The sequence below is a fragment of the Mycobacterium sp. NGS45 genome, from assembly GCF_059812645.1.
The window spans coordinates 1-24,468 of record NZ_JCALDB010000015.1; the positions used below are offsets into that span (position 1 = coordinate 1).

Below are 24,468 nucleotides of genomic sequence, written 5' to 3' on the forward strand. Positions count from 1 at the left end.
GCCGGCATGTGCATATTGCAAATGCCGGCGCTCAGCGGTGTCATCAATGTGCGTTATGCCGGGCGCCGATAGCTGCAGAACCGGTAGCGCAGCCCGGTCGAACTGGTCTGCCATTGCCCTGCGCTCAGCGTCCAGCTGTCATCGAGTTTCGGGGCCAGCGCATCACCCTCGGTGACCGGCAGATCCAGCTCGATCTCGGTCACCTCGCAGCGGGTGGCCTGCGGCAACGCCAACGCGTAGATCTGCGCGCCGCCGATCACCCAGGCATCCTCCGTCGGCGCGGCCGACAAAGTACTGACCACTTCTGCCCCGTCGGCGGCATACCCGGCCCGCCTGCTGATCACCACGTTGCGCCGCCCGGGCAGCGGCCGCACCGCAGCGGGCAGCGATTCCCAGGTCAGCCGTCCCATCACCACGGTGTGCCCGAGTGTGACTTCCTTGAAGTGCGCCAAGTCTTCGGGCAGTCGCCACGGAATGCTGTTGTCCCGCCCGATCACACCCGAGCTCGCTTGCGCCCAGATCAGTCCGAGGGTCACACCGCTACCGGAGCCTTGATCCCCGGGTGCGGGTCATAGCCCTTGATCTCGATGTCCTCGTAGACGTAGTCGAATATCGAATCACGGTGCGCCAAAACGAGTTCCGGATACGGCCGGGCCTCTCGGCCGAGCTGCAAATTCACCTGTTCGACGTGGTTGTCGTAGATGTGGCAGTCCCCGCCGGTCCAGACGAACTCCCCCACGCCCAGGCCGGCTTGCGCGGCCATCATGTGGGTCAACAGCGCGTAGCTGGCGATGTTGAACGGAACACCGAGGAACAAATCCGCACTGCGCTGGTAGAGCTGGCAGCTGAGCCGGCCGTCGGCCACGTAGAACTGGAAGAACGCATGGCACGGCGGCAACGCCATCTGCGGGATCTCGCCGACGTTCCAGGCCGAGACGATGTTGCGGCGGCTGTCCGGGTCGGATTTCAGCAGTTCCAGCGCGGCGCTGATCTGGTCGATGTGCGCGCCCGACGGGGTCGGCCAGGATCGCCACTGCACGCCGTAGACCGGGCCCAGATCACCTGTCTCCGAGGCCCATTCATCCCAGATCGTGACGCCGCGGTCCTGTAGCCAGCGCACATTGGAGTCACCGCGCAAGAACCACAGCAGCTCGTAGATCACCGACTTGGTGTGCACCTTCTTGGTGGTGATCAGCGGGAAACCGGCGTTGAGGTCGTAACGCATCTGGTGGCCGAACAGGCTGCGGGTGCCGGTTCCGGTGCGATCCGCTTTCGGGGTTCCGGTCTGCAGCACCAGCCGTAACAGGTCCTCGTAGGGCGTGGGCACAGGCACGGCCTCAGCTTACTGCGACCCGCTGCGCGCAGGCCTCCGGCACACGCGGGGCTGTCAGGCCAGTCCTGACCCGGTAGAACAGATGCCATGCCGACCATCACCGATACCGTCACGACCGCCGACGGCAGCTGCCCGATCACCTTCGCCACCCCCGACGGCGCCGGCCCGTGGCCGGGTGTGGTGCTCTACCCGGACGCCGGCGGTGCGCGCGCGACGATCACCGAGATGGCCGAACACCTGGCCGGCCTGGGCTTTGCGGTACTGACCCCGGACGTGTACTACCGCACCCCGGGCTGGGCGCCATTCGACATGGCGGCGGTGTTCGCCGATGCCGCCGAGCGCAACCGGATCTACCGCATGATCGCCTCGGTCACCGCCGACATGATGGCCGCCGACGCCAACGCGTTCTTCGACTACCTGGCGGCCCGCCCGGAGGTGCGCGGCCAACGGTTCGGCACCACCGGCTACTGCATGGGTGGCCGGATCTCGCTGATCGTGGCCGGCCGGGTACCCGAGCGGGTCGGGGCCGCATTGAGCTTCCACGGCGGCGGGCTGGTGGCCGACGATCCGGCCAGCCCGCACCTGCTGGCCGACGCGACCCAAGCCGCGGTCTACGTCGGCGCGGCGCACAACGACAACTCGTTCACCAAGGCACAGGCCGAGACCCTCGACGAGGCGCTGACCGCGGCCGGCGTCACGCACGTGATCGAGCACTACCCGGCCGGACACGGTTTCGCCGTCCCCGACAACGGACCGTACGACGCCGACGCCGCGGCCCGACACAGGCAGGCCACCGGCGAGTTCCTCGCGGCCCACCTATGACGGGTCAGACGTAGCGGTCCCGCCCGGCCAGCGCACCGGCGACCATCTGCACGGCGTACACCGTCAGGGCCATCACCCAGGGCACGGTCCAGCCACCGGTCAGGTCGTGCAGCAGGCCGAACAGCAGCGGCCCCACCCCGGCCAGCAGATAGCCGAAACCCTGCACCATGCCGGACAGCGGGGCGGTGTCCTCGGCGGTGCGCGCCCGCAGCGCGATCACCGCGAGCGCCAGCGAGAACACGCTCATCCCCAAACCGACCAGCACGCTCCACAGCAGCGGCGAGAAGCCCGGGTCGACCGCCAAACCGATCATCCCGATGAAACCGAGCACACCCAGGCCCACGATCCAGCCGCTTTGCGCGCGTTGTGCGGCCGCCCACGGCGCGATCACCAGGCTGATCGGCACCGCCAGCACCGACACGAAGCCGACCAATAACCCGGCCTCGGTCTGCCCGACCCCGCTGTCGATGAAGACCTCCGGCAGCCAACCCATCACGATGTAGGCCAAGAACGACTGGCAGCCGAAGAACAGCGTGATGGTCCAGGCCAGCCGGCTGCGCAGCAGTGACCGGCCGGTGTGCGCCGAAGCTCCGGCGTCGTCCATCCGCACCGCGGCGATCGGCCGCGCACCCAGCAGCCACAGCACCAACGCCAGCGCGGCCAGCACCGCCCAACTGGCCAGCGCGCCGCGCCAGCCGCCGAGCAGATCGTCGAGCAGCGGTGTGGCCGCCGACCCCAGTGCGCCGCCGCCTTGCAGGGCGGCGGTGTAGATCCCGGTCATCAACCCGATCCGGGCCGGGAACGAACCCTTGATCACCACCGGGATCAGCACGTTGGCCAGCGCGATGCCGGCACAGGCGACCAGGGTTCCGCCGATCACCACGGCCGCGCCGGCGAGCACCCGGACCAGCAGACCGATGCACAGCACCACCAGTGCCACCGAGATGGCCCGGCCCAACCCGATCCGCCGGGACAGCCACGGCGCGGCCAGGCCGGCACCGGCGAAACACAGGCACGGCAGCGTGGTCAGCACACCGGCCCAGGTGGCCGAGGCACCCAGCGAGGTCTGCATCTCGCCGAGCAGCGGGCCCACACTGGTGATCGCCGGGCGCAGGTTCAGCGCGGTCAGCACCACTGCGACCACCAACAGCGTCCCGCCGGCGACCATCGCGCCGGGCCGCAGTTCTACCGCGCCGTCCAACTCGCATTCGAGGTCACGCCGGTAGCTGTCCCGGCGCCGTGCGGGTTCGGTACCCAACTCAGGTGCGCCGCCGCGAGTGCATGAATGTCGCGGCGGCGCGGAAGATTCCGCGGGTCGCGTAGATCGCCGCGATGATCGACAGACCGATCAGCACGACGAACATCAGCACCCAGTTGGTGCGGTCGTGGTCGACGTTCCACCACACCACGGTGAACAACACCGCGCAGATGAACACCACGATGTCGCGCCAGTTTCCGCTGTAGGACGCGGCCAGCGAGCGGATCTCACGCGAGCGTTCGACACCGGAGACGATCTCGTCGACCCGAATATCGATGGAACGTTGCAGGGCGGCCCGGCGCTCGGTCTGCTCGGGTGGCAGCCGGTCCAGCAGGTCCATGTCGGCCTTGATCGCGGCCCGCACGTCGGGGCCCTTGAAGGTCCCGGCAGCAATCCCGAGCAGGGCCCCGCCGGCGATCGGCGCGGCCCCCAAGGCCAGTTCTGCGATCCCCGGCATGGCTTCTCCCTCGAGTCGGTCGACGTCGGTGGGCCCGCGTCAATCCATCAGCATGGCAGCCAGTGTGCCGCCCAGCTCATAGGCCTGCTCGCGCACCACGCCGGTCAGCGCACCCACAACGTGCAGCGGGTCGGCCGCCTTGGTCAACCCCATCCCGCCGGCGATGCGTTCGATGGCGTTGGCCGCGCCGCCGGTGTCGTCGTTGCCGTGTACCCAATACCCGTACGGCCGGCCGGCGACGTGGTCCAGGCTCGGGTAGTACACGGTGTCGAAGAAGTGCTTGAGCGCACCGGACATGTAGCCGATGTTGGCCGGCGTCCCGAACAGATACCCGTCGGCGTCGAGCACGTCGGGCACGGTCGCGGCCAGCGCCGGGCGCACCACCACGTCGACGTCGACGATCTCGGGGTCCCGGGCGCCGGCCAGCACCTGCTCGAACAGTTCCCGGGTGGCCGGCGACGGGGTGTGATGCACGATCAGCAGGGTGCGGCTCATCTGCCCTCCCCGACTGCTCTGCCCTCCTGCAAGGCGACGGCCTTCTTCATCGCCTCCCGCGCGCGGGTTCGGTCACCGGCATAGTCGTAGGCCCGGGCCACCCGATACCAGCGCACCCAGTTGTCCGGGTCGGCGTCGAGTTCGGCCCGCACTGTGTCGAAAAGCTGGTCTGCGGCGGCCCTTTCGATCCGGCCGGAGGCGCGCCGCGGCAGTTCGCTGACATCGAGTTCCATGCCTTGCTCGGCAGCCAGCCGGGCCAGCCGTTGGTGCGCGAACCCGGCCCGCAGCGTGGCGACCATCGCCCACGCCCCGATCACCGGCAGGATCAGCAGCGCCAGCCCCATCCCGACCGGGGCGGCGCGGCCGTCGGCGATCAGTGCGACGGCGATCCGGCCCAGCAGCACGAAGTAGACGATCAGGGCCAGACACAGGAACCCGATCAGCAGTTGCGCGCGGTAGGCCTTCATTGCAGGTCGAGCAGCGCCTCGAGGCCGATGGTCAGACCCTGATGCTCCTTGACCTTGCGTACCGCCAGCAGCACACCGGGCACGAACGAGGTGCGGTCCAGGCTGTCGTGCCGGATGGTCAGCGTCTCGCCCTGGGTGCCGAACAGCACCTCCTGGTGGGCCACCAGCCCGGTCACCCGCACCGAGTGCACCGGGACGCCGTCGACGTCGGCGCCGCGGGCCCCCTCGATCCCGGTGCTGGTGGCATCGGGGTTGGGCGGCAGGTCCTTTCGCGCCGCAGCCACCAGCTTGGCGGTCCGGGCCGCGGTTCCCGACGGGGCGTCCGCCTTGTGTGGGTGGTGCAGTTCGATGATCTCGACCGATTCGAAGTACGGGGCCGCCTGCTGGGCGAAATGCATGGTCAGCACCGCGCCGATGGCGAAGTTCGGTGCGATCAGCACATGCGCACCGGGTTTGGCGCCCAGCCAGGCCTGCACCTGGTCGAGGCGCTCCTGGGTGAAGCCGGTGGTGCCGACGACGGCGTGAATACCGTTGTCGATCAAGAACTTCAGGTTGTCCATCACCACGTCCGGGTGGGTGAAGTCGATCACCACCTCGGTGTCGGTGTCGACCAGCTGTGCCAGCGCGTCGCCGGCGTCGACGCCGACGGTGAAACTCAGATCGTCGGCGGCCTCGACCGCGGCAACCATCGTCGCTCCGACCTTGCCCTTGGCACCCAGCACTCCCACTCGCATGGTCAGCAGCCTAGTCGGGGCGCCTAAGCTGGCGTCATGCTGCCAGAAGAGGTGTTGCCCGAGGTCCCGGTGACCAGCGCGGCCGCACTCGCGATGTTCGACGCCGCGCCCGCGGTGGAACCAGAGGCCATGATCGGCACCTGGCGGGGTGCGGAAGTTCCCACCGACCACCCGATGGACGGGTTACTCGCGGCCAGCGGGTGGTGGGGTAAGCAGTTCATCGACGCCGAAACCGTGCATCCGCTGCTGTTTCCCAACCGCGATGGGTCCGCGCTGTGGCCACTGAATCCGACGGTGGCCTTCGCCGGTGTCGGCCCGGCCACCAAGGTACCCGCGCTCAAACGGATGAAATTCGGGCCAGCCCATCGCCGCGCTGCGCCCGGCCCTGCGCGCCCGCGGGCCCAAGGCCCGGCTGCGGACCACCCGGTTCCGGGGCGTGGACAGCGCCACCATGCTCTACGACCAGTTGCCGATCAACGACGTCTTCCGCAGGATCGACGACGACACCGTGCTGGGCGCAATGGACCTGCGCGGCTCGCCACGGCCGTACTTCTTCGTCTTGCGCCGGGATTCGTCGCTGCCGGTGCAGTAGCCAACTTCGGTACCGGACGGACTCATCGCCGCCGCCGGTCACGCTGGCCGAGTTCACGACGGCTGCGGTGGGTGGTGATGCCACCGGGTCGGGCCGGCCCGCAGCGGCGGCTCGGCACCCGGTCGGTGATTTCGGTTGCGCCGACGCGTGATTGGTATCTGGACCGCCGAGTCGCGGCGGACCGTGGCTGCGCGGTCATAGTCGGCGCGCCGGGCCGGGTCGCGCAGGATTGCATAGGCTGCCAGGATCTGGCGCACGTCTTCGTCGGCGCCGCGCGATGACGAGGCGCCCCGGGTGTCGGGATGCTGCGCCCGCAACCGGACCCGATACGCACGGGTGATCTCGGCCTGAGTGGCGTCGGGGGCCACCCCCAGGACGTGGTAGGGATCGGGTGTGCCGCTGACCACCGCTGCCTCTCCGAATCTGCGGTGATGCCGAACGCTCGCGCGGGTAGCGGCAACGAATCGCACGCCGCCCGTTCGCCATGCCACTCCCGGTGGCGGCGCGTACGCGGACCGACCCGGGCACTGACCCGGTCGGCCGCACCCCGCCTACTCGCAGTACGGGCTGCGCGCGATTCGTTGCCTTCCGATGCGCACCGCTTCGGCATCACCTCCCGTGTGAGCTAACCGCTCTGGACGAGATCAGCGGCCCGACGGAGGAGACCGCTGGGTCGCCCACACCGGCCCCGCACGCCAGCGTTCCGGTGGACACCGTCGGTCTCGGTCCGCCGGCCGCGCACAGACCCACCGGTCCAGGGCGGTCCCGACGCGTCCCGGGGTCCGGCGAGGGACCGGGAGCTCGGCGCGCAGTTCGGCGAGTTCCTGCTCCCTCTGCGCGTAGTCCTGCTGCAGGCAGATCCACTCGGCCTCGAGGGCCACCGCCGCTTCGTCGAGCGGGACACTGGGGCATTGGACATTGGTTGCCATCTGACTCAACCACTTTCGACGTTTTGCGCCTTGGCCAAGTAGCGGACGGCGCGCGTCAGGCGCTGATCGGCGTCTTCTCCTTTTCGTCGGTGGCGATCTCGATCCGACGCGGCTTGGCCTTCTCGGCGACCGGGATCGTCAGCCGCAACACCCCGCCGGTGTAGCTGGCCTCGATGCGTTCGGTGTCGAGGGTCTCCCCCAGGAACAGTTGCCGGCTGAACACCCCGCGCGGGCGCTCGGCCGAGACCATTTCCCGTTCGGGGTCGCCCTCCGGGCGCTGGGCCCGCACGGTGAGCACGTTGCGTTCGACGTCGATGTCCAGCGACTCGGCGTCCACGCCGGGCAGATCGAACTCGACGACGAAGCGGTCGCCGTCGCGCCAGGCGTCCATCGGCATCACCGCGGGACGGGCCGTGGTGCCCAGCACCTGCTGGGCCAGGCGATCGAAGTCGCGGAACGGATCGCTGCGCATCAACATGACCTCTAACCTCCTACCCTGTTGTTGTGAAGACAGATGATCTATGTCATCTGTCACATATTTCTTATAGCACTGGTTTCTGATCTATGCAAGGATGGTGGTATCTGAAATGTTGACGACCACGAAAGCAGCCCAGTGCCCGACGAATCCCCGACGCGCTCGACGCGCGGTGTCTACGCCATCTCGGTGGCTTCCGAGCTGAGCGGGATCGATCCGCAGACACTGCGGCTCTACGAACGCCGCGGATTGTTGACTCCGGCCCGCACCGACGGCGGCACCCGCCGCTACAGCGACGAAGACCTCGAACTCCTCGAGCGGATCTCGGAGTTGGCCGTTCAGGGGATCAATATCGCCGGTATCGCCGAGATCCTGGACCTGCAGTGCCGCAACGCCGAGCTCGAGACCGCCAACAACCATTTGGCCTCGGAAAACGCGCGGCTGCGTGGCAATCCGCCCCGACCGGAGTGACCGCGCCCCGCGGCGGGTAGACAGTGACACCGTCCCCACCGCTACGGAGGCTTTATGGGCATCAGCTACAGCACCGTCGTCGAGGCGCCCTGCGAGCAGGTCTTCGCCTGGCACAGCCGCCCCGGCGCGTTGGCTCGACTGCTGCCGCCATGGCAGCCGGTGCGGATCGCGGCGGAGGCCGAATCGCTGGCCGACGGTCGCGCAGTGCTGGGGCTGCCCGGCGGGTTGCAACTGGTCTCGGATCACCAGCCAGCCGACTTCGCCCCGCCCAACCTGTTCGTCGACACCCTGACGCAGCCCGGATTGCGTTCCTTGCCAAGCAAACTCGGCGGACCGTGGCGCCATGAACACCGCTTCGAGGCGATCGACGAACACCGCACCCGGATGACCGACACCGTGCACAGCCGGATCCCCGAGGCCGCGCTTCGCCAGATGTTTCGCTACCGCCACCGCCAGGTCGCCGACGACCTGGACCGCCACCGCCGGCGCATCGAGCAGGGCGTGGGGGCGCGCACCGTCGCGGTCACCGGCGCATCGGGGTTGGTGGGCACCGCGCTTACGGCGTTCCTGACTACCGGCGGCCACCGGGTGATCCGGTTGGTCCGGCGCGAGCCGCGCGGCGCCGACGAACGCTGGTGGGATCCCGACGACCCGGCGCCCGGCCTGTTCGACGGGGTCGACGCGGTGATCCATCTGGCCGGAGCGTCGATCGCCGGCCGGTTCAGCCACGACCACAAGGCCACCGTGCGGGACAGTCGGATCAACCCGACGCAGCGGCTCGCCGCATGCGCGGCGGCCGCCGACACCCCCGCGGTGTTCGTGTCCGCCTCGGCCGTCGGCATCTACGGCTACGACCGTGGCGACGAGCTCCTCGATGAAACCGCCGCACCCGGAACGGGTTTCCTGGCCGAGGTGGTCGAGGACTGGGAGGCCGCGACGGCGCCGGCCGCCGACGGGGGGCTACGGGTGGTCACCGTGCGCACCGGGATCGTGCAGTCCCCGCTCGGTGGCACGCTGCGGCTGCTGCGTCCGTTGTTCTGGGCCGGGCTGGGTGGCCGGTTGGGTACCGGCCGGCAGTGGCTGTCCTGGATCGACCTGGACGACCTGGTCGATGTCTACCACCGCGCCCTGGTCGACGAGTCGTTGTCCGGACCGGTGAACGCCGTAGCGCCCAACCCGGTCCGCAACAGCGACTACACCCGGATACTGGCGCGCGTGCTGCGCCGTCCCGCACTACTGCCGGTACCCAGCCTCGGTCCGCGACTTCTGCTGGGCGAGCAGGGTTCTCGGGAGTTGGCCGAGGCCGACCAACGGGTCATGCCACGACGGCTGCTCGCCGCCGGGCAGCGATTCCGCCGGCCCGTCCTCGAGGACTGCCTGCGCCACCAGCTCGGCCACCTGCGGGACTGAACGAGCCGGGCGGGGGCACAACGGGTAGGGGCGGAAGACGCCTGCCGGCATCCTCCGCCCCTACCGAGTGCTTACTGCGGGGTCAACACCGTGTCGATGAGATACACCGTGGCGTTGGCCGTCTGCACGCCGCCGCAGATCACCGTGGCGTCGTTGACGGTCCAGTCCTCCCCCGAGCCGGCGACGGTGACCGTGCCGCCCTGCACCGTGGTGTGTTCACCGGCGATGTCGGCCGGCGCCGCCCGGCCGGGCACCACGTGGTAGGTGAGGATGTCGGTCAGCAGGGTGGCGTCGGTCTTCAACGTCTCGACGGTGGCCGCGTCGAGTTTGGCGAACGCGTCGTCGACCGGCGCGAACACGGTGAACGGGCTGCCGTTGAGCGTCTCGACCAGGTTGACCTGCGGGTTGAGCTGACCGGAGATCGCCGCGTTGAGGGTGGTCAGCAGCGGACTGTTGGACACCGCGGTGGCCACCGGATCCTTGGCCATGCCCGCCACCGAGCCCGGCCCGGTGGGAACCTGCTCGGCATAGGCCGCGCAGCCCGGCCCGACCAGCCCGGACCCGACCGGGTCGGTACTGGTCGACGTAGCGGCAATGGTGGTCTCCGAGCTCATCACCCTGGTCTCGGTGGCGCTGTCGCGGGTCTCGGTCGAGCACCCGGTCAGCCCGACGGTGGCCAGGGCACCAATACCGACGAGCAGCAAGCTGTTTCGCATCCGCAGTGACATGGACGTGTCCTTTCTCGACCTGCGACCGGGCGGCCGCAGCGGGGTTTGTCGCTCGTCATTCGGCGCAGCGCGGCCCGCGGATGGGTGGGATGGGGAAAATTTTTTCTCGCGGCGAGGCCGCCGTGGACCCGGGCTATGCTGACGCTGATGATCGAACGGACCCCATGACCGGCGTCGGCGGCCGCACCGCGACGCTCGACGTGCTGATCGCACAGGTGAGTGCGGCCGACCGGGCGGCGTTCGCTGAGCTCTACGACCGGACCCGCGCGCAGGTCTACGGGATGATCCTGCGGGTGCTGCGCGACCCCGGCTACAGCGAGGAGACCCTGCAGGAGGTCTACCTGCAGGTGTGGCGCACCGCGTCGGCTTTCGACCCGCGCCGGGGGTCGGTGTTGTCGTGGCTGATCACGCTGGCCCATCGCCGCGCAGTGGACCGGGTCCGCGCCGAGCAGTCCGGCGCGGACCGGGAGGCGCGCTACGGGGCACTGTCGGCCGAGCCGGTGTTCGACACGGTCAGCGACGAGGCGTTGCGCCGCGACGACACCCGCCAGGTGGTGCACTGTCTGGGTACGCTGACCGACCTGCAACGCCAGTCCGTCGAGCTGGCCTACTACCGGGGGCTGACGTATCAGGAGGTCTCCGAACAACTTTCGGCGACGTTGCCGACGGTGAAATCCAGGATCCGCGACGGTCTGCGTCGACTCAAGGAGTGCTTGGGGGTGAGCAGCGATGACCAGTAGCGTGCCGCCCGAAGGCGACCTGCTCGAGCTGGCCGCCGTCTACGCGCTGGACGCGATGTCCGACCACGAGCGCCGTGCGCTTGAGGCGCAGCTGGCCACCGCCGACCCCGACTTGGTGGCGGCGTTCGAGCGCGAGGTCCGCGAGGTCCGCGAAACCATGGCGCAGGTGTCTTCGGCCACCGCGGTCGAACCCCCGGCCGGGGCGCGGGATCGCCTGCTCGCCGCGGTCGGCGAAACGGGAGCACCCGAGCCGCCGGTCTCGTTGGCAGCGCGGCGCAGCCGGCGACGCAACTTTCTGCTGGCGGCCGCCGCGGCAATCGTGGTCGCGCTGGCCGGCATCACCGTGATCAGCCAGCTGAACCCGGAGGCGCCGTCCACCTCCGAACGGATCTTCGCCGCCGACGACGTGCGCACCGTGTCGGGCAACATCGAGGGCGGCGGCACCGCCACGGTGATGTACTCCAAACAGGTCGGCGCCGGAGTCCTGGTGATGAACAACGTCACCCCGCCGGCGGAGGGCACCGTCTACCAGATCTGGCTGATGCGACCGCAGGGACCGGCGGCTGCCGGCACCATGGCACCGGCCGATGTGGCGCCGTCGACCACCGCGGTGCTTGGGCAGCTCGCCGACGCCACCGCGCTGGGGTTCAGCGTGGAACCCACCGGCGGGTCACCGCAGCCGACGGCGCTGTTCGCCGAGTTGCCGCTGACCTGAGTGGTTATCTGGTCGAGCAGCGTCGGGGCCGTGCCTTAGTGAGCGCCCTCCGCAGCGTCCTCGGCGGCCAGCCGCGCCTCCTGGATCGCCTCGGCGATCGGCGTGCCTTTCTCGGTCAGTTCGAGCCAGGTGTACCACGCCCACAGACCCTTGTCGTCGTGGTTGTCCACGTAGGCCCACCGGATCCGGTCCAACGCCTCGTCCAGGGGCAGGTCCCAGGCGATGAACCGACCGTTGCCCGCCGTGAGGTGGCCGATCACGAACAGCCCCTCGGTCACCAACTCGGCGATGAGGTCGAGCACTTTCTGGTGGATCACGTCGTCGGGCGCCTCGGGGAACTCCTCCCGCACATAATCGTCGACCCGGTCCAGGGCGACCCAGTCGATCAGTCCCCACTCGAGGACGTAATTACGCGCACTCACCCGACGTAGGCTACCGCCGGCTTCGTCTCGACCCGGGCGGGGATGACGATGCCTTCTCGGGAACACCGAAAACTCTGGATGCCCCGCCAACTTTGTGGCGCACGTCTTCGTATCGCCCGTCCCCGGCCTCGGCAAGCCGCTCCGGTTCATGCTGCGGACATTGATCACCCGATTAGCGGCGGCGTTGGCGAAACGAGCAGAAGGTGGATGACGATGAAGTGAGCCGCGCAGCTCCGTGCTGCAAAATGTTCTTTGGCAATCCGGTGCCATCACTTGACGAAAACGTTCGACCCGAAACGGATAGCATCTCGCAATGCCCATCCCGCGCATGGACCCAGTCGCCGACAGCCTCGTGGGCAGCCCTGCCAAGCGCATGAAGATTAAGGCGGCCCTCTCACCGGGAGGGCAGTGGTTCCTCCGGCACATCTCACCGCGCGTCGATCCCGCACTGATGCGGCTGACGCGAGGGCGATTGAGTTCGGTAGGTACTTTTCCTCGTGCTGTCTTGCTGACCGTTACGGGGGCGAAGTCGGGGGTCGAGCGCACGACACCGCTGATCTACTTCACCGACCGTGACCGTGTCATTCTCGTCGCGTCTAACTACGGCGGCACAAGACATCCGGCTTGGTATCACAACGTGAAAGCGAATCCGGAGGTGACTCTCCTCGGTGGCGGCTTTGAAGGCCGATTCCTTGGTGAGGAGGTAACCGGAGCAGAGCATGAACGGCTCTGGGCGCTTGCCAAGAAATGGAACCCGGGTTACGAGCAATATGAACTCTCCGCCGGAGGTCGCCAGATTCCACTGCTCGCATTTACGCCGTCCTAATAGACGCGTCGCGTTGAAGCGTTCTTAAGCCAATAGGTGACATCACCGTTTGAAGACTTTTGGCATCGGCGCCGGCGGGTGGCGGGATCGTCAACTGTCCAACGGCGTTCTGCTGATCACCTCGCCGACCGGACGCCAGAACCGCACCACCCCCGACCGCCCGGAACTGTTCGGCCAGCTCCGGTCACCCTGCAGCACACCGCCCGATAATCCCCGAAATCCGCTGCAGGACAAGACAGCCCGATATACCCGCAGCCGAAAACGGATGCGCGAACATCGCCGCGCCGATCGCGAACGGCGCCGGATCAACCAGGGCCGCCGCAAGGAGATCGACACCCGCCGGCAACGCAACGGCATGCGCAAGGACCTGTTCCTGTTGAAGGCCACGCCCAGTACCAGCCCGTGGTGTCGCTGGGTCAACGACCCGCCCGAACCCGAATACATCAGCGCCGACTGGTTACCCCCGCCGGCACCGGATTCCGACCCCGACGAGCCACCGCGATTCTGAGTCCCGACGGTCGCTAACCGGCCAGCCCAGCAGCCAGGTGCGCGAGCACCGCGGCGACAGGTCCGCTGCGCACCATGCCGAAACCCGTACCGGCCCACAGATTTGTCCCATGCGGGTCACCGGCGGCGACCGCGGCGCGCCGGATCGGGGCGGTCATATAGTGCACCTGCGGGTAGCCGGACGGTGCACTCTGGTCGTAGCGCACGATGAACTCGTTGACCAGTCCGCGGGCGTAGCGCCCGGAAAACGCTCGGGTCACCGCGGTTTCGCCGAACCGGCCACCGAGCAACGCACTGCGATGCACCGGGTTCGTGCCCGCCTCGTCGGTCGCCAACAGTGCGGTCCCCACCTGAACGCCGCGCGCACCGACCCTCAGCACCCCGGCGATCTCTTTCGGGTCCACCAGCCCGCCCGCGGCGATCACCGGAACCTCGGTGTGCGCCAGCACGGCCGCCAACAGTTCGAGAAGCGGCTGCACCGGTGGCTGCACGTCGGGCTGCCAGCTGCCCCGATGCCCACCGGCCTCGGGTCCCTGCACCACCAGCGCATCGAACCCGAGGTCGACCGCCGCGACGGCTTCGGCCGCCGTGGTCACGGTCATCAGGGTGGTGATCCCCAGCTCGCGCAGCCGCGCCGGCACCGCGGGGCTCGGCGCACCGAAGGTGAACGAAACCACCTCCGGGCGCAGGTCGGCAACCACCTCGAGCTTGGCGGCCCAGTCATCGTCGTCGACCCGCGGCTCCCCCACCGCGACGCCGTAGTGTTCGGCCAACGGCTGCAACGCTTCTCGGTACGCGTCCAGTTCGCCGGGCACCGTCACACTGGGTTGCGGTACGAACAGGTTCACGCCCAGCGGACCCGTCGTCAGCCGACGCGCCGCAACGATGTCCTCGGCCAGCCGCGCTTCACTCAGATAGCCGGCGGCCAGAAACCCCAGGCCGCCGGCCTCGGTGACCGCGGCCGCCAACGCCGGTGTGCTCGGCCCACCGGCCATCGGCGCCCCGCAGATGGGCACCGTCAGCTCGGGCCAGGACATCGCGCGCTACCCGGAGAGCGCGGCCAGTCGGGACGGCAACGCGCCGCCCCGGGGCAGCGGACCCAACACCGCCGCCCCGAACGGCTTGCGCAACAGTTGACGTGCCACCGCGTTGACTTCGTCGAGCGTGACGGCGTCGATCTGCGCCAGGCTGTCGGCCAGGCTGCGGTGCGCACCGTAGTTGATTTCGCTGCGGCCCAGCCGGTTCATCCGGGACGCCGAATCTTCCAGGCCCAGCACCATCGAGCCGCGCAAGGAGCCCTTGGCGGTTCGGCATTCGGCTTCGGTCAGGCCGTCGCGCGCCACCTCGTCGAGGACGTCGGTCACCACCGTGGCGACTTCCTCGAAACGTTCCGGCAGACAACCTGCGTACACCGACAGTGCGCCGGTGTCGGCGAAGGTATCCACCGTTGAGTAGACCGAGTACGCCAGTCCGCGGTTCTCCCGAACCTGTTGGAACAAACGGGAACTCAGCCCGCCACCGAGGGCACCGTTGAGTACCGCCAGCGCCCAGCGGTGCGGCCAGTGCCGGCCGGGGGCTCGCACCCCCAGCGACAGGTGCGTCTGCTCGGCGTCCCGGGCCAGTACCTGCACCGTGGGCTTGCCCGGCACCCGGCCGGTGCTGCCCCGCGGCGGTTGCGGGGTGCGCCCGGTACTCAACCGGGGTCCGAAGTACTCGCGAACCAGTGCCACCACGTCGTCGTGGTCGAAGTTGCCGGCCACCGCGACCACCATCCGCTCCGGGGTGTAGCGACGCATGTGGAACGAATGCAGTTGCGAGCGGGTCATCGCCGAAATCGACTCGACACTGCCGATCACCGGCCGGCCCACTGGGTGCGCCCCGAACATCGCGGTCAGGAACGCATCACCGAGGGTGTCTTCCGGGTCGTCGTCGCGCATGGCGATCTCTTCGAGAACGACGTCGCGTTCGATCTCGACGTCCTCGGGTGCGCAGCGGCCCCGCAGCACCACGTCGGCCACCAGGTCCAGGCCCAGCGCCAGATCGCTGTCCAGCACGTGCGCGTAGTAGCAGGTGTGTTCCTTGGCGGTGAACGCGTTCAGTTCACCGCCGACGGCATCAACGGCCTGGGCGATCTCGAAGGCGCTGCGCGTCGGCGTCGACTTGAACAGCAGATGTTCCAGGAAGTGCGCGGCGCCGGCCACCGACCGGCCTTCGTCGCGCGAGCCGATGCCGACCCACACCCCGACCGAAGCCGACCGTACCGAAGGAACGGCTTCGGTCACCACGCGCAGACCGCCCGGCAGCGTGCTGCGCCGGACGGTCTGTTCGTTGGAGGTGCCGTCGACGTCAGGCGTCGGCGGTCGCAGCATCTGCGGGCACGGACTCCGGTGCAGAATCGCCTGACTCCTCTTCGTCGACCAGGATCAACGAAATCTTGCCACGATTGTCGATGTCGGCGATCTCGACGCGCAGCTTGTCGCCGACCTTGACCACGTCCTCGACCTTGGCGATGCGCTTGCCGCGGCCCAGCTTGGAGATGTGCACCAGGCCGTCCCGGCCGGGCAATAAGGAAACGAAGGCTCCAAAATCAGTGGTTTTCACCACCGTGCCGAGGAACCGCTCGCCGACCTTGGGCAACTGCGGGTTGGCGATCGCGTTGATCTTGTCGATGGCAGCCTGGGCCGCCTCGCCGTTGGAGGCGCCGACGAACACGGTGCCGTCGTCCTCGATCGAGATCGACGCGCCGGTCTCCTCGGTGATCGAGTTGATCATCTTGCCCTTGGGCCCGATCACCTCGCCGATCTTGTCGACCGGCACCTTGATCGTGGTGATCCGCGGCGCGTACGGGCTCATCTCGTCGGGGGCATCGATCGCCTCGGCCATCACCTCGAGGATGGTCAGCCGGGCGTCCTTGGCCTGGCTCAGCGCACCGGCCAGCACCTGGGACGGGATGCCGTCCAGCTTGGTGTCGAGCTGCAGCGCGGTGACGAACTCCTTGGTGCCGGCGCACTTGAAGTCCATGTCGCCGAACGCGTCCTCGGCACCGAGGATGTCGGTCAGCGTCACATAGCGGGTCTCCCCGTCGACCTGGTCGGAGACCAGACCCATCGCGATACCGGCCACCGGGGCCTTGAGCGGCACACCGGCGTTCAGCAGCGACAGGGTCGAGGCGCACACCGAACCCATCGAGGTGGAGCCGTTGGAACCCAACGCCTCCGAGACCTGACGGATGGCGTACGGGAACTCCTCGACGCTGGGCAGCACCGGCATCAGGGCCCGCTCGGCCAGCGCGCCGTGGCCGATCTCGCGGCGCTTGGGCGAACCGACGCGGCCGGTCTCACCGGTCGAGAACGGCGGGAAGTTGTAGTGGTGCATGTAGCGCTTGGAGGTCTCCGGCCCCAGCGAGTCGATCTGCTGGGCCATCTTGACCATGTCCAGCGTGGTGACGCCCATGATCTGGGTCTCGCCGCGCTCGAACAGCGCACTGCCGTGCGCCCGCGGGACGATCGCAACCTCGGCGGACAGCGCCCGGATGTCGGTGATGCCGCGACCGTCGATACGGAAGTGGTCGGTCAGGATGCGCTGCCGCACCAGCTTCTTGGTCAGCGACCGGTAGGCAGCGCCGATCTCCTTTTCCCGGCCGGCGTAGGTGTCGGCCAGCCGCTCGAGCACCTCGACCTTGATCTCGTCGGTGCGCTCGTCGCGTTCGGCCTTGCCGGCGATGGTCAGCGCCGCGGACAGCGCGTCGGTGGCCACCGAGGCGACCGACTCGTAGACGTCGTCCTGGTAGTCCGGGAACAGCGGGTACTCGGCGGTCTCCTTACCGGCAGCCTCATGCAGTTCCTGCTGGGCCTTGCACAGCGCGGCGATGAACGGCTTGGCGGCCTCCAGACCCTCGGCCACCACGGTCTCGGTGGGCGCCCCGGCGCCGGCGGCGACCAGCTCGATGACGTTGTCGGTGGCCTCGGCCTCGACCATCATGATCGCGACGTCGTCACCGACCACGCGACCTGCGACCACCATGTCGAACACTGCGCGCTCGAGCTGCTCGACGGTGGGGAACGCCACCCACTGACCGTCGATCAGCGCCACCCGCACGCCACCGACCGGGCCGGAGAACGGCAGGCCGGAGATCTGGGTGGACGCCGACGCGGCGTTGATCGCCAGCACGTCGTAGAGATCCTTGGGATCCAGGCTCAACACGGTCACCACGACCTGGATCTCGTTGCGCAGGCCGGAGACGAACGTCGGGCGCAGCGGGCGGTCGATCAGCCGACAGGTCAGGATCGCGTCGGTGGACGGCCGGCCTTCGCGACGGAAGAACGACCCGGGGATGCGCCCGGCGGCGTACATCCGCTCTTCGACGTCGATGGTCAGCGGGAAGAAGTCGAAATGGTCCTTGGGGGACTTGCTGGCGGTGGTGGCGCTCAGCAGCATGGTCTCGTCGTCGAGGTAGGCGACGACGGCGCCGGCGGCCTGCTGGGCCAGCCGGCCGGTCTCGAAGCGGATGGTGCGGGTGCCGAAGCTCCCGTTGTCGATGGTGGCGGTGGATTCGAACACGCCTTCATCGGTTTCAACTGCAGACATATGCGTCCGTACAGCCTCTCTGGATATTCAGCTTTTTTGCGCTGTCACGCGTCCAGAGGTTCCGGTGGCCTACGGCCATCGATCGAAGCTGCCGGATGAGTTGACTCGCGGCAGCCACTACCGAGGACCGTCCAACCACGTGGTGAACCCCGCTGCGGAAGGTGACGCGCTGGAACGGTGCGCGCGGGACTGCGCGAACCGCACCGGTTTGCTCGCGGGCTTGAGCCGCAGAACAGGCCTCACTCTACACTGCCGCCGTTTCCTCACCTGACATCTTCGACGCACACCGTGAACTGCCGCTCTTGATACGGATAGCCCTGGCCGCTGACACATTGGTCCACCGCGGCCACGCCCGCCATGATCTGGGTGACACGTTGCCGATGCACCGCCGAGGTGTCGGCGCAATCCACCCGGCGGGGATCGACGTGCAGGTCCGGATCGATGTTCATGCAGTGCCCCACCACCCAGTCCACGTCCAGGCACACCGTGCCGGACTCATCGGAGAACGGATGCCGTTGGGTGTAGGACGAATCCACGTCACTGGGGCACTGCCGCGCATCGGGTGCGGTGGCGACCACTCGGAACGCGGAATCGCCACTGCCGCAAGGAACTTCGGCGACCTCCGGACGGTCGGCGGTGCCCCCGTACCGGAGGCAGTCGCCGACCTGCAGGTCGGAACTGACGGTCGGTTCGAACAGCGTCGAACAGGCCGTCAGCGTTGCGGCCGCTGCGACCGTGGCCGCGATCCGGACGAAAGTCAGCGGCGCAGACCGAGGCGCTCGATCAGCGAGCGGTAGCGGTTGACGTCGACGTCGGCGACGTACTTGAGCAGCCGACGACGGCGACCCACCAGCAGCAACAGACCGCGACGGCTGTGGTGATCGTGCTTGTGCGCCTTGAGGTGCTCGGTCAGATCGGTGATCCGCTTGGTCAGCAACGCGACCTGGGCCTCCGGCGAACCGGTGTCGGTCTCGTGCAGGCCGTAGCTGGACAGGATTTCTTTCTTCTGCTCGGCGGTAAGCGCCACGAATTCACTCCATCAATCGGTCTGCGAACAAAGATCGGGCGCGGCCACCGCAGACTGCAGCACACACCGTCGTCGGCGCGGAAGTCTAGCAGTGATCAGGTCGAACTCAGAATCGAGCGAGCCCGCTCGACGTCGCGATCCATCGCCACCACCAGGTCCTCGACCCGCTCGAAACGTTCCTGGCCGCGCAACCGGGCCACGAAGTCCACCGCGACGTGCTGACCGTACAGGTCGGCGGCGGTGTCCAGCACGAACGCCTCCACGGTGCGGGTCCGGCCGGAGAACGTCGGGTTGGTGCCCACCGACACCGCGGCCTGGTACCGCTCACCGGGCGTGACGGTGCCCACCACCGGCCCGTGGCCGAGCACCGTGAACCAGGCGGCGTAGACGCCGTCGGCCGGGATCGCCGAGTGCATCGGTGGCGCGACGTTGGCGGTCGGGAAGCCCAGCACCCGGCCGCGCCCGTCGCCGCGCACCACCACGCCCTCGACCCGGTGCGGCCGGCCCAGTGCCTCGGTGGCGGCGACCACGTCGCCGGCGTCCACGCACGAGCGGATGTAGGTCGACGAGAAAGTCACGGTCTCGCTCTGATGGTGCTCGGCGACCAAGGACATCGACTCGACGGCGAAACCCAGCCGCTCACCGGCCTTGCGCAGGAAGTCGACGTCGCCGGCGGCCTTCTTGCCGAAGGTGAAGTTCTCCCCCACCACCACTTCGACCACGTGCAGCCGCTCGACCAGCAGTTCGTGCACATAGCGTTCCGGGGTCAGCTTCATGAAGTCGGCGGTGAACGGCATCACCAAGAACACGTCCACGCCCAGTTCTTCGACCAGTTCGGCGCGCCGGGTCAGCGTGGTGAGCTGTGCCGGGTGGTTACCCGGGAACACCACTTCCATCGGATGGGGGTCGAAGGTCATCAAGACCACCGGTACACCGCGGGTCCGGCCGGCCTTGACCGCACGGGCGATCAACTCGGCGTGTCCGCGATGTACCCCGTCGAACACGCCGACGGTGAGTACGCATCTGCCCCAGTCCGTGGGGATTTCGTCTTGTCCCCGCCACCGCTGCACGGGGCAAGCCTACGACGGGCCGCCTAAACTCTCACACGTGAGTCCTGACGGTGCGCCAGACCCCGATGCCGGCGAGCTGTCCACGGTGGCCCAGGACTACCTGAAATGCATCTGGACGGCCCAGGAATGGTCCCCGGACAAGGTCAGCACCAAGTTGCTCGCCGACCGAATCGGGGTGTCGGCCAGCACGGCCTCGGAATCCATCCGCCGGCTCGCCGAACAGGGCCTGGTGCACCACGAGAAGTACGGCGCGGTGACGCTGACCGACGCCGGTCGACGCGCCGCGCTGGCCATGGTGCGCCGGCACCGGCTGCTGGAGACCTTCTTGGTCAACGAGTTGGGCTACTCCTGGGACGAGGTGCACGACGAAGCCGAGGTGCTCGAGCACGCGGTCTCGGACCGGATGCTGGCCCGGATGGAGGCCAAACTCGGCTACCCCACCCGGGATCCGCATGGCGACCCGATTCCGGCCGCCGACGGTCGGGTGCCCACCCCGCCGGCCCGTCAGCTCTCCGACTGCCAGGACGGGGATGCCGCGACGGTGGCGCGGATCTCCGATGCCGACCCGGAGATGCTGCGGTACTTCGACAGCGTCGGGATCAGTTTGGATGCCCGGCTGCGGGTGCTGGCCCGCCGCGACTTCGCCGGGTTGATCTCGGTGGCGGTGCAATCACCGGGATCCGGCGACGACGACGCAGCTACCACGGTGGATCTCGGCAGCCCGGCCGCCGCGGCGATCTGGGTGGTCGCGGGTAACTGAGCTGGCGGTTTTCGCTCCGCACGGGCCGTCTGCGCCGCTAGGCTCCGATGATGAAAACACATCGCGGGTGGCTGGCCGTGCCGGCGTTCGGGTTCGCTCTGGTGGGCTGTAGTTTCTCGGCCTCGATCGGCAACAGCAGCGGGCTGGATTACGACAAACTGGAAGACGAGATCACCACCACGCTCAACGAGAGCTACGCGACGATATCGCGCGAGGTGAGCAGCGTGGATTGCCCACGTCTGAAGGACGACCCGAAGGCCGGCGACACCTTCGTCTGTACCGCCGAACTCGAGGACAACCCGGTCCGGGTGCAGGTGAAGGTCGCCGACAACGAGAAGGACGTCAACTTCGAAACCCTGGACAACGCCTACGATCTGCCGATGGTCGGCGAGAACCTGACCACCCAGGTATCCGACCAGCTCGGCTTTCCGGTGACGGTGACCTGCGGGGACGGGCTCGAGATCGTTGCGGTGGGCTCGTCATTCGACTGCACCGCTGCCGACCAGGACGGCGCGACCCGCACCGTGCGGGTCACCGCGGCCGCTTTCGGCGCCGAGGGCGGCGACCGCTGGGAGCTGCTCGACTAAGGCCGTCCGGCTACTTGGTCTCCAGCTCGGCATCCGAGGCGTACACACCCAACAGGTCACGCGCCGAGACGATCCCGACCAGGACGCCGTCCCGCTCGACCAGGATGTGCCGGATGTGCTTGTCGGTCATCCGCACCGCGGCCACGTCCACGGTTTCGTGCGCCTCACACCACACCAGGTTGCGGCTGGCCACCTCGGCGGCCGACACCGCGGCCGGATCTCGGTTGGCCGCCACCACCCGGGCGATGTCCCGTTCACTGACCACCGCAGTGGGCCGGTCCTGATCTCCCACCACGACGAGGCCGACCTGGGCGCCGACGATCTGTGCCGCCGCCGCGGCGACGGTGGCATCGGTGGGCACCCGCACAACCGGTTCGCCGATCAGATCCGCGACGACGATGGAGCCTGCCTTGGGAACATCGATACCTGTCATGACCCCGATGCTGCCACCGATTCCACCGAGCGGGTAGGGACCTACGTCGTCGGTGACCGGGACCTTCTGCGCCGGTGAGTCACAACGTCGCGGGCCGGATCACTACCACCGACTTGGTGCGTCGTCCGGAATCCTGCAGCAGCGCCATCACCGCGCCGTCCGGGCCGACCGCGGCGTAGATACCGGTCAACCCGGCCGGCTCCAGCGGCCGGCCGTGCGCGACGTCCTCGGCTTGGGCAGCGGTCAGGTCCCGGCGGGCGAAGGACTGCAGGCAGGCGTCGTCCAGCGAGTAGCTCAACCGAGGTTGCTCGGCGAGGGACTCGAGGGTGCGGGCGTGTTCCAGCCCGAACCGCCCAACCCGGGTGCGGCGCAACGCAGTCAGGTGCCCGCCCACCGCGAGCGCGGCACCGACGTCGCGGGCCAACGCCCGAATGTAGGTTCCCGAAGAGCAGTCCACCCGGACATCGACGTCGATCAGGTCGCCGGGCCGGCGGATAGCGACGATGTCGAACGCATCGATGCGCACCGGCCGTGCCGCCAACTCCGGGGCCTGGCCCGCACGGGCCAACTGGTAGGCCCGCTTGCCACCGATCTTGATGGCGCTCACCGCCGACGGCGTCTGCTCGATGTCACCGCGCAGCGCAGCCACGGCCGCCTCGATCGCCGCATCGTCGAGATGTGCTGCCGAATGTTCTTGCTGCAGTTCACCTTCAGCGTCATCAGTGCTGGTGGACTGGCCCAGCCGAATGGTGGCGTCATAGCTCTTCGAGGTACCGGCGATCAACCCCAGGATCTTGGTGGCGCGTTCGATGCCGACCACCAGCACCCCGGTGGCCATCGGGTCCAGCGTCCCGGCGTGGCCCACCTTGCGGGTGCCGAACAGTCGCCGGCACCGGCCGACCACGTCATGACTGGTCATTCCGCCGGGTTTGTCGACGACGACGATCCCGGCCGGCGGCGGTGTGCTCATAACACGATCGCGGTCAGCGCCAGACCCTCGGCGACCGACCAGCGTCCGGCCAATTCCTGCAACGGCGGGCCGGACCGGGCGGCCGGGTCCACCAGGATCCGGGACCGGAAGGTGCCCGCCGCCCTGCTGGCATCGACCTCGAAGCTGATGTGGGCATCCTCGAAGCCCAGCCAGCGCTGGGTCAGCGGATACCACGCCTTATAGGTGGCTTCCTTGGCGCAGAACAGGATTCGGTCCCAGTGCAGGCCACTGTCCAGTGCCGAGATCTCATGACGTTCGATCGGCAGGCTGATCGCCTCCAGCACACCGTCGGGCAGCACGTCGTGCGGTTCGGCGTCGATGCCCACCGAGCGGACCTGCCGGACCGAGCCGACCACCGCACCGCGATAGCCCTCGCAGTGCGTCAAGCTGCCCACCACGCCGTCGGGCCAGCGCGGTTCACCCTTGTCGCCTTTGAGGATCGGAGCGGCCGGCACCCCCAGCTCGGCCAGGGCTCGACGCGCGCAGTGCCGCACCGTGACGAACTCGTTGCGCCGTTTGGCCACCGACCGGGCCACCAGCGGCTCCTCCTCGGGCAGCGGCTCCAGACCCGGCGGGTCGGTGAAGACCTCGGCCGCGGCCACCGATGCGGGCAGGATCAGCGAGATCAGTGCGCTCATGATCGCCTGCTGCGCAACCGGTCCCGGAACTTCTCGGACTGCTCCCGCATCTCCGGGGTGATCATGAAGTGTCCGCCGAACTCATTGAGGTAGCCGGGGGCGTACTGCGGATCCGGCAGGATCTGACGCAGCCACCGATACGGCTTGCGCCGCCGCCATTCTCGCGGGTAGCCGACCGAAACCTCCTCGAACCGCACACCGTCATAGAACGTGGTGCGGGGAATGTGCAGATGCCCGTACACCGAGCAGATCGCGTTGTAGCGGGTGTGCCAGTCCCGGGTTTCGGTGGTGCCGCACCACAGCGAGAACTCCGGGTAGAACATCACGTCGCAGGGTTCACGGACCAGCGGGAAGTGGTTCACCAACACCGTCGGCGTCATCCAATCCAGATCCTCCAGACGCTTACGGGTGTACTTCAACCGGTCAGCACACCACGCGTCCTTGGTCGGATAGGGCTCGCTGGACAGCAGGTACTCGTCGGTGGCCACCACGTTGCGGTCCTTGGCGATCGCCAATCCCTCGGCCTTGGTGCCGGCACCCTGGGGCAAGAAGGTGTAGTCGTAGAGCAGGAACATCGGCACGATGGTGGCCGGGCCGCCCTCCTCGGTCCACACCGGGAACGGGTGCTCGGGGGTGACTACGCCCATCTGATCGCACAGGTTGACCAGGTAGTCGTAGCGGGCCCGACCGAACACCTGCATGGGGTCCTTGCCGGTGGTCCACAACTCGTGGTTGCCCGGCACCCAGATCACCTTGGCGAACCGCTTGCGCAGCAGGTCCAGCGCCCAGCGGATCTCATCGGTGCGCTCGGCGACATCGCCGGCGACGATCAACCAGTCATCCGGCGTGGCGGGGTACAGCGATTCGGTCACCGGCTTGTTGCCGGTGTGTCCGGTGTGCAGGTCACTGACCGCCCACAGGGTGGGACGGGTCCTGCTCGCCGTCTGGTGTGCCACGACTGACCACCCTACTTAACCGCGCAACGAGAACATGT

Annotated in this window: 30 protein-coding genes and 1 pseudogene; 10 read left to right on the plus strand and 21 right to left on the minus strand. The window is 68.3% G+C overall.

Annotation, left to right across the window (positions count from 1 at the left end):
- Nucleotides 1–53 precede the first annotated feature (53 nt).
- Together AC5Y3P_RS14750 and AC5Y3P_RS14755 are read right to left on the minus strand one after the other, a co-directional pair.
- Nucleotides 54–536 carry a dihydrofolate reductase gene (locus AC5Y3P_RS14750; protein WP_500046656.1) on the minus strand — a complete coding sequence of 161 codons (483 nt, stop codon included), beginning with the start codon at nucleotides 534–536 and terminating at the stop codon, nucleotides 54–56.
- Entirely contained in the window at nucleotides 533–1,333 is an 801-nt protein-coding gene (locus AC5Y3P_RS14755) for a thymidylate synthase (protein ID WP_500046657.1), read from the minus strand. Before AC5Y3P_RS14755 ends, AC5Y3P_RS14750 begins: the two co-directional genes overlap by 4 nt.
- Before the next feature lie 87 nt (nucleotides 1,334–1,420).
- Here AC5Y3P_RS14755 and AC5Y3P_RS14760 point away from each other — a divergent pair, with 87 nt between their 5' ends.
- Entirely contained in the window at nucleotides 1,421–2,155 is a 735-nt protein-coding gene (locus AC5Y3P_RS14760; protein ID WP_500046658.1) for a dienelactone hydrolase family protein, read from the plus strand.
- Between the two features lie 4 nt (nucleotides 2,156–2,159).
- On the opposite strand, the gene AC5Y3P_RS14765 is transcribed toward AC5Y3P_RS14760, so the two are convergent.
- The 5 genes from AC5Y3P_RS14765 to dapB all read right to left on the minus strand — a co-directional run bounded on the left by AC5Y3P_RS14765 (nucleotide 2,160) and on the right by dapB (nucleotide 5,566).
- Nucleotides 2,160–3,323 (minus strand): CynX/NimT family MFS transporter, encoded by a 1,164-nt coding sequence (locus AC5Y3P_RS14765; RefSeq protein WP_500046770.1) that lies wholly within the window; start codon nucleotides 3,321–3,323, stop codon nucleotides 2,160–2,162.
- A gap of 91 nt (nucleotides 3,324–3,414) precedes the next feature.
- A complete protein-coding gene (locus AC5Y3P_RS14770) occupies nucleotides 3,415–3,870 on the minus strand; it encodes a hypothetical protein (protein ID WP_500046659.1) in 456 nt (151 codons plus the stop codon).
- A gap of 39 nt (nucleotides 3,871–3,909) precedes the next feature.
- The gene (locus tag AC5Y3P_RS14775; protein ID WP_500046660.1) at nucleotides 3,910–4,365 is read right to left on the minus strand and encodes a flavodoxin family protein; all 456 of its coding nucleotides are present in this window, start codon (nucleotides 4,363–4,365) and stop codon (nucleotides 3,910–3,912) included.
- Entirely contained in the window at nucleotides 4,362–4,832 is a 471-nt protein-coding gene (locus AC5Y3P_RS14780) for a hypothetical protein (RefSeq protein ID WP_500046661.1), read from the minus strand. Before AC5Y3P_RS14780 ends, AC5Y3P_RS14775 begins: the two co-directional genes overlap by 4 nt.
- The gene (dapB, locus tag AC5Y3P_RS14785) at nucleotides 4,829–5,566 is read right to left on the minus strand and encodes a 4-hydroxy-tetrahydrodipicolinate reductase (RefSeq protein ID WP_500046662.1); all 738 of its coding nucleotides are present in this window, start codon (nucleotides 5,564–5,566) and stop codon (nucleotides 4,829–4,831) included. The genes AC5Y3P_RS14780 and dapB overlap by 4 nt, the downstream gene beginning before the upstream one ends.
- 93 nt (nucleotides 5,567–5,659) lie before the next feature.
- On the opposite strand from dapB, the pseudogene AC5Y3P_RS14790 reads away from it, so the two are divergent.
- A pseudogene (locus tag AC5Y3P_RS14790) lies at nucleotides 5,660–6,158 on the plus strand (DUF4334 domain-containing protein).
- 53 nt (nucleotides 6,159–6,211) lie between these two features.
- Here AC5Y3P_RS14790 and AC5Y3P_RS14795 read toward each other — a convergent pair.
- Together AC5Y3P_RS14795 and AC5Y3P_RS14800 are read right to left on the minus strand one after the other, a co-directional pair.
- Nucleotides 6,212–6,565, minus strand: a complete 354-nt coding sequence (locus AC5Y3P_RS14795) for a J domain-containing protein (protein WP_500046663.1) — start codon at nucleotides 6,563–6,565, stop codon at nucleotides 6,212–6,214.
- 577 nt (nucleotides 6,566–7,142) lie between these two features.
- Complete coding sequence (locus AC5Y3P_RS14800; protein WP_500046664.1) at nucleotides 7,143–7,565, minus strand: Hsp20/alpha crystallin family protein; 423 nt, start codon at nucleotides 7,563–7,565, stop codon at nucleotides 7,143–7,145.
- 135 nt (nucleotides 7,566–7,700) lie between these two features.
- Between AC5Y3P_RS14800 and AC5Y3P_RS14805 the strand changes: the two genes are divergently transcribed.
- Together AC5Y3P_RS14805 and AC5Y3P_RS14810 are read left to right on the plus strand one after the other, a co-directional pair.
- A complete protein-coding gene (locus AC5Y3P_RS14805; RefSeq protein ID WP_500046665.1) occupies nucleotides 7,701–8,033 on the plus strand; it encodes a MerR family transcriptional regulator in 333 nt (110 codons plus the stop codon).
- Between the two features lie 54 nt (nucleotides 8,034–8,087).
- On the plus strand, nucleotides 8,088–9,443 hold the full coding sequence (locus AC5Y3P_RS14810) for a TIGR01777 family oxidoreductase (RefSeq protein ID WP_500046666.1): 1,356 nt from the start codon (nucleotides 8,088–8,090) through the stop codon (nucleotides 9,441–9,443).
- A gap of 71 nt (nucleotides 9,444–9,514) precedes the next feature.
- On the opposite strand, the gene AC5Y3P_RS14815 is transcribed toward AC5Y3P_RS14810, so the two are convergent.
- Nucleotides 9,515–10,057, minus strand: a complete 543-nt coding sequence (locus AC5Y3P_RS14815; protein ID WP_500046771.1) for a fasciclin domain-containing protein — start codon at nucleotides 10,055–10,057, stop codon at nucleotides 9,515–9,517.
- Nucleotides 10,058–10,335: 278 nt separating this feature from the next.
- Here AC5Y3P_RS14815 and AC5Y3P_RS14820 point away from each other — a divergent pair, with 278 nt between their 5' ends.
- Together AC5Y3P_RS14820 and AC5Y3P_RS14825 are read left to right on the plus strand one after the other, a co-directional pair.
- Nucleotides 10,336–10,911: a sigma-70 family RNA polymerase sigma factor gene (locus tag AC5Y3P_RS14820; RefSeq protein ID WP_500046667.1), complete on the plus strand. Its 576-nt coding sequence runs from the start codon at nucleotides 10,336–10,338 to the stop codon at nucleotides 10,909–10,911.
- Complete coding sequence (locus AC5Y3P_RS14825) at nucleotides 10,901–11,626, plus strand: anti-sigma factor (protein ID WP_500046668.1); 726 nt, start codon at nucleotides 10,901–10,903, stop codon at nucleotides 11,624–11,626. The genes AC5Y3P_RS14820 and AC5Y3P_RS14825 overlap by 11 nt, the downstream gene beginning before the upstream one ends.
- A gap of 35 nt (nucleotides 11,627–11,661) precedes the next feature.
- Here the strand turns inward: AC5Y3P_RS14825 and AC5Y3P_RS14830 are convergent, their stop codons facing one another.
- On the minus strand, nucleotides 11,662–12,048 hold the full coding sequence (locus tag AC5Y3P_RS14830; protein WP_500046669.1) for a hypothetical protein: 387 nt from the start codon (nucleotides 12,046–12,048) through the stop codon (nucleotides 11,662–11,664).
- A gap of 313 nt (nucleotides 12,049–12,361) precedes the next feature.
- Between AC5Y3P_RS14830 and AC5Y3P_RS14835 the strand changes: the two genes are divergently transcribed.
- Nucleotides 12,362–12,874, plus strand: a complete 513-nt coding sequence (locus AC5Y3P_RS14835) for a nitroreductase/quinone reductase family protein (protein ID WP_500046670.1) — start codon at nucleotides 12,362–12,364, stop codon at nucleotides 12,872–12,874.
- A 265-nt stretch (nucleotides 12,875–13,139) separates the two neighbouring features.
- Nucleotides 13,140–13,382 carry a hypothetical protein gene (locus AC5Y3P_RS14840; protein WP_500046671.1) on the plus strand — a complete coding sequence of 81 codons (243 nt, stop codon included), beginning with the start codon at nucleotides 13,140–13,142 and terminating at the stop codon, nucleotides 13,380–13,382.
- A 13-nt stretch (nucleotides 13,383–13,395) separates the two neighbouring features.
- Here the strand turns inward: AC5Y3P_RS14840 and AC5Y3P_RS14845 are convergent, their stop codons facing one another.
- From AC5Y3P_RS14845 to AC5Y3P_RS14870, 6 genes are all read right to left on the minus strand, one after another.
- On the minus strand, nucleotides 13,396–14,418 hold the full coding sequence (locus AC5Y3P_RS14845) for a nitronate monooxygenase (protein ID WP_500046672.1): 1,023 nt from the start codon (nucleotides 14,416–14,418) through the stop codon (nucleotides 13,396–13,398).
- Nucleotides 14,419–14,424: 6 nt separating this feature from the next.
- Nucleotides 14,425–15,750, minus strand: coding sequence for a M16 family metallopeptidase (locus AC5Y3P_RS14850; protein ID WP_500046673.1), 1,326 nt, complete (start codon nucleotides 15,748–15,750; stop codon nucleotides 14,425–14,427).
- Nucleotides 15,728–17,968, minus strand: coding sequence for a polyribonucleotide nucleotidyltransferase (locus AC5Y3P_RS14855; RefSeq protein ID WP_500046674.1), 2,241 nt, complete (start codon nucleotides 17,966–17,968; stop codon nucleotides 15,728–15,730). The genes AC5Y3P_RS14850 and AC5Y3P_RS14855 overlap by 23 nt, the downstream gene beginning before the upstream one ends.
- 263 nt (nucleotides 17,969–18,231) lie before the next feature.
- On the minus strand, nucleotides 18,232–18,729 hold the full coding sequence (gene lppU, locus AC5Y3P_RS14860) for an LppU family putative lipoprotein (RefSeq protein ID WP_500046772.1): 498 nt from the start codon (nucleotides 18,727–18,729) through the stop codon (nucleotides 18,232–18,234).
- Nucleotides 18,726–18,995 carry a 30S ribosomal protein S15 gene (gene rpsO, locus AC5Y3P_RS14865; RefSeq protein WP_500046675.1) on the minus strand — a complete coding sequence of 90 codons (270 nt, stop codon included), beginning with the start codon at nucleotides 18,993–18,995 and terminating at the stop codon, nucleotides 18,726–18,728. The genes lppU and rpsO overlap by 4 nt, the downstream gene beginning before the upstream one ends.
- A gap of 95 nt (nucleotides 18,996–19,090) precedes the next feature.
- On the minus strand, nucleotides 19,091–20,065 hold the full coding sequence (locus tag AC5Y3P_RS14870) for a bifunctional riboflavin kinase/FAD synthetase (protein ID WP_500046676.1): 975 nt from the start codon (nucleotides 20,063–20,065) through the stop codon (nucleotides 19,091–19,093).
- A 37-nt stretch (nucleotides 20,066–20,102) separates the two neighbouring features.
- On the opposite strand from AC5Y3P_RS14870, the gene mntR reads away from it, so the two are divergent.
- Together mntR and AC5Y3P_RS14880 are read left to right on the plus strand one after the other, a co-directional pair.
- Complete coding sequence (gene mntR / locus AC5Y3P_RS14875) at nucleotides 20,103–20,825, plus strand: manganese-binding transcriptional regulator MntR (protein WP_500046677.1); 723 nt, start codon at nucleotides 20,103–20,105, stop codon at nucleotides 20,823–20,825.
- A 50-nt stretch (nucleotides 20,826–20,875) separates the two neighbouring features.
- Nucleotides 20,876–21,412, plus strand: coding sequence for a DUF4333 domain-containing protein (locus AC5Y3P_RS14880; protein WP_500046678.1), 537 nt, complete (start codon nucleotides 20,876–20,878; stop codon nucleotides 21,410–21,412).
- A gap of 10 nt (nucleotides 21,413–21,422) precedes the next feature.
- Here the strand turns inward: AC5Y3P_RS14880 and AC5Y3P_RS14885 are convergent, their stop codons facing one another.
- From AC5Y3P_RS14885 to pptH, 4 genes are all read right to left on the minus strand, one after another.
- Complete coding sequence (locus tag AC5Y3P_RS14885) at nucleotides 21,423–21,845, minus strand: CBS domain-containing protein (protein WP_500046679.1); 423 nt, start codon at nucleotides 21,843–21,845, stop codon at nucleotides 21,423–21,425.
- 79 nt (nucleotides 21,846–21,924) lie between these two features.
- Nucleotides 21,925–22,815 carry a tRNA pseudouridine(55) synthase TruB gene (truB, locus tag AC5Y3P_RS14890; protein WP_500046680.1) on the minus strand — a complete coding sequence of 297 codons (891 nt, stop codon included), beginning with the start codon at nucleotides 22,813–22,815 and terminating at the stop codon, nucleotides 21,925–21,927.
- On the minus strand, nucleotides 22,812–23,474 hold the full coding sequence (gene pptT / locus AC5Y3P_RS14895; protein ID WP_500046681.1) for a 4'-phosphopantetheinyl transferase PptT: 663 nt from the start codon (nucleotides 23,472–23,474) through the stop codon (nucleotides 22,812–22,814). The genes truB and pptT overlap by 4 nt, the downstream gene beginning before the upstream one ends.
- Nucleotides 23,471–24,430 (minus strand): ACP phosphodiesterase PptH, encoded by a 960-nt coding sequence (pptH, locus tag AC5Y3P_RS14900; protein WP_500046682.1) that lies wholly within the window; start codon nucleotides 24,428–24,430, stop codon nucleotides 23,471–23,473. The genes pptT and pptH overlap by 4 nt, the downstream gene beginning before the upstream one ends.
- Between the last annotated feature and the right edge of the window lie 38 nt (nucleotides 24,431–24,468).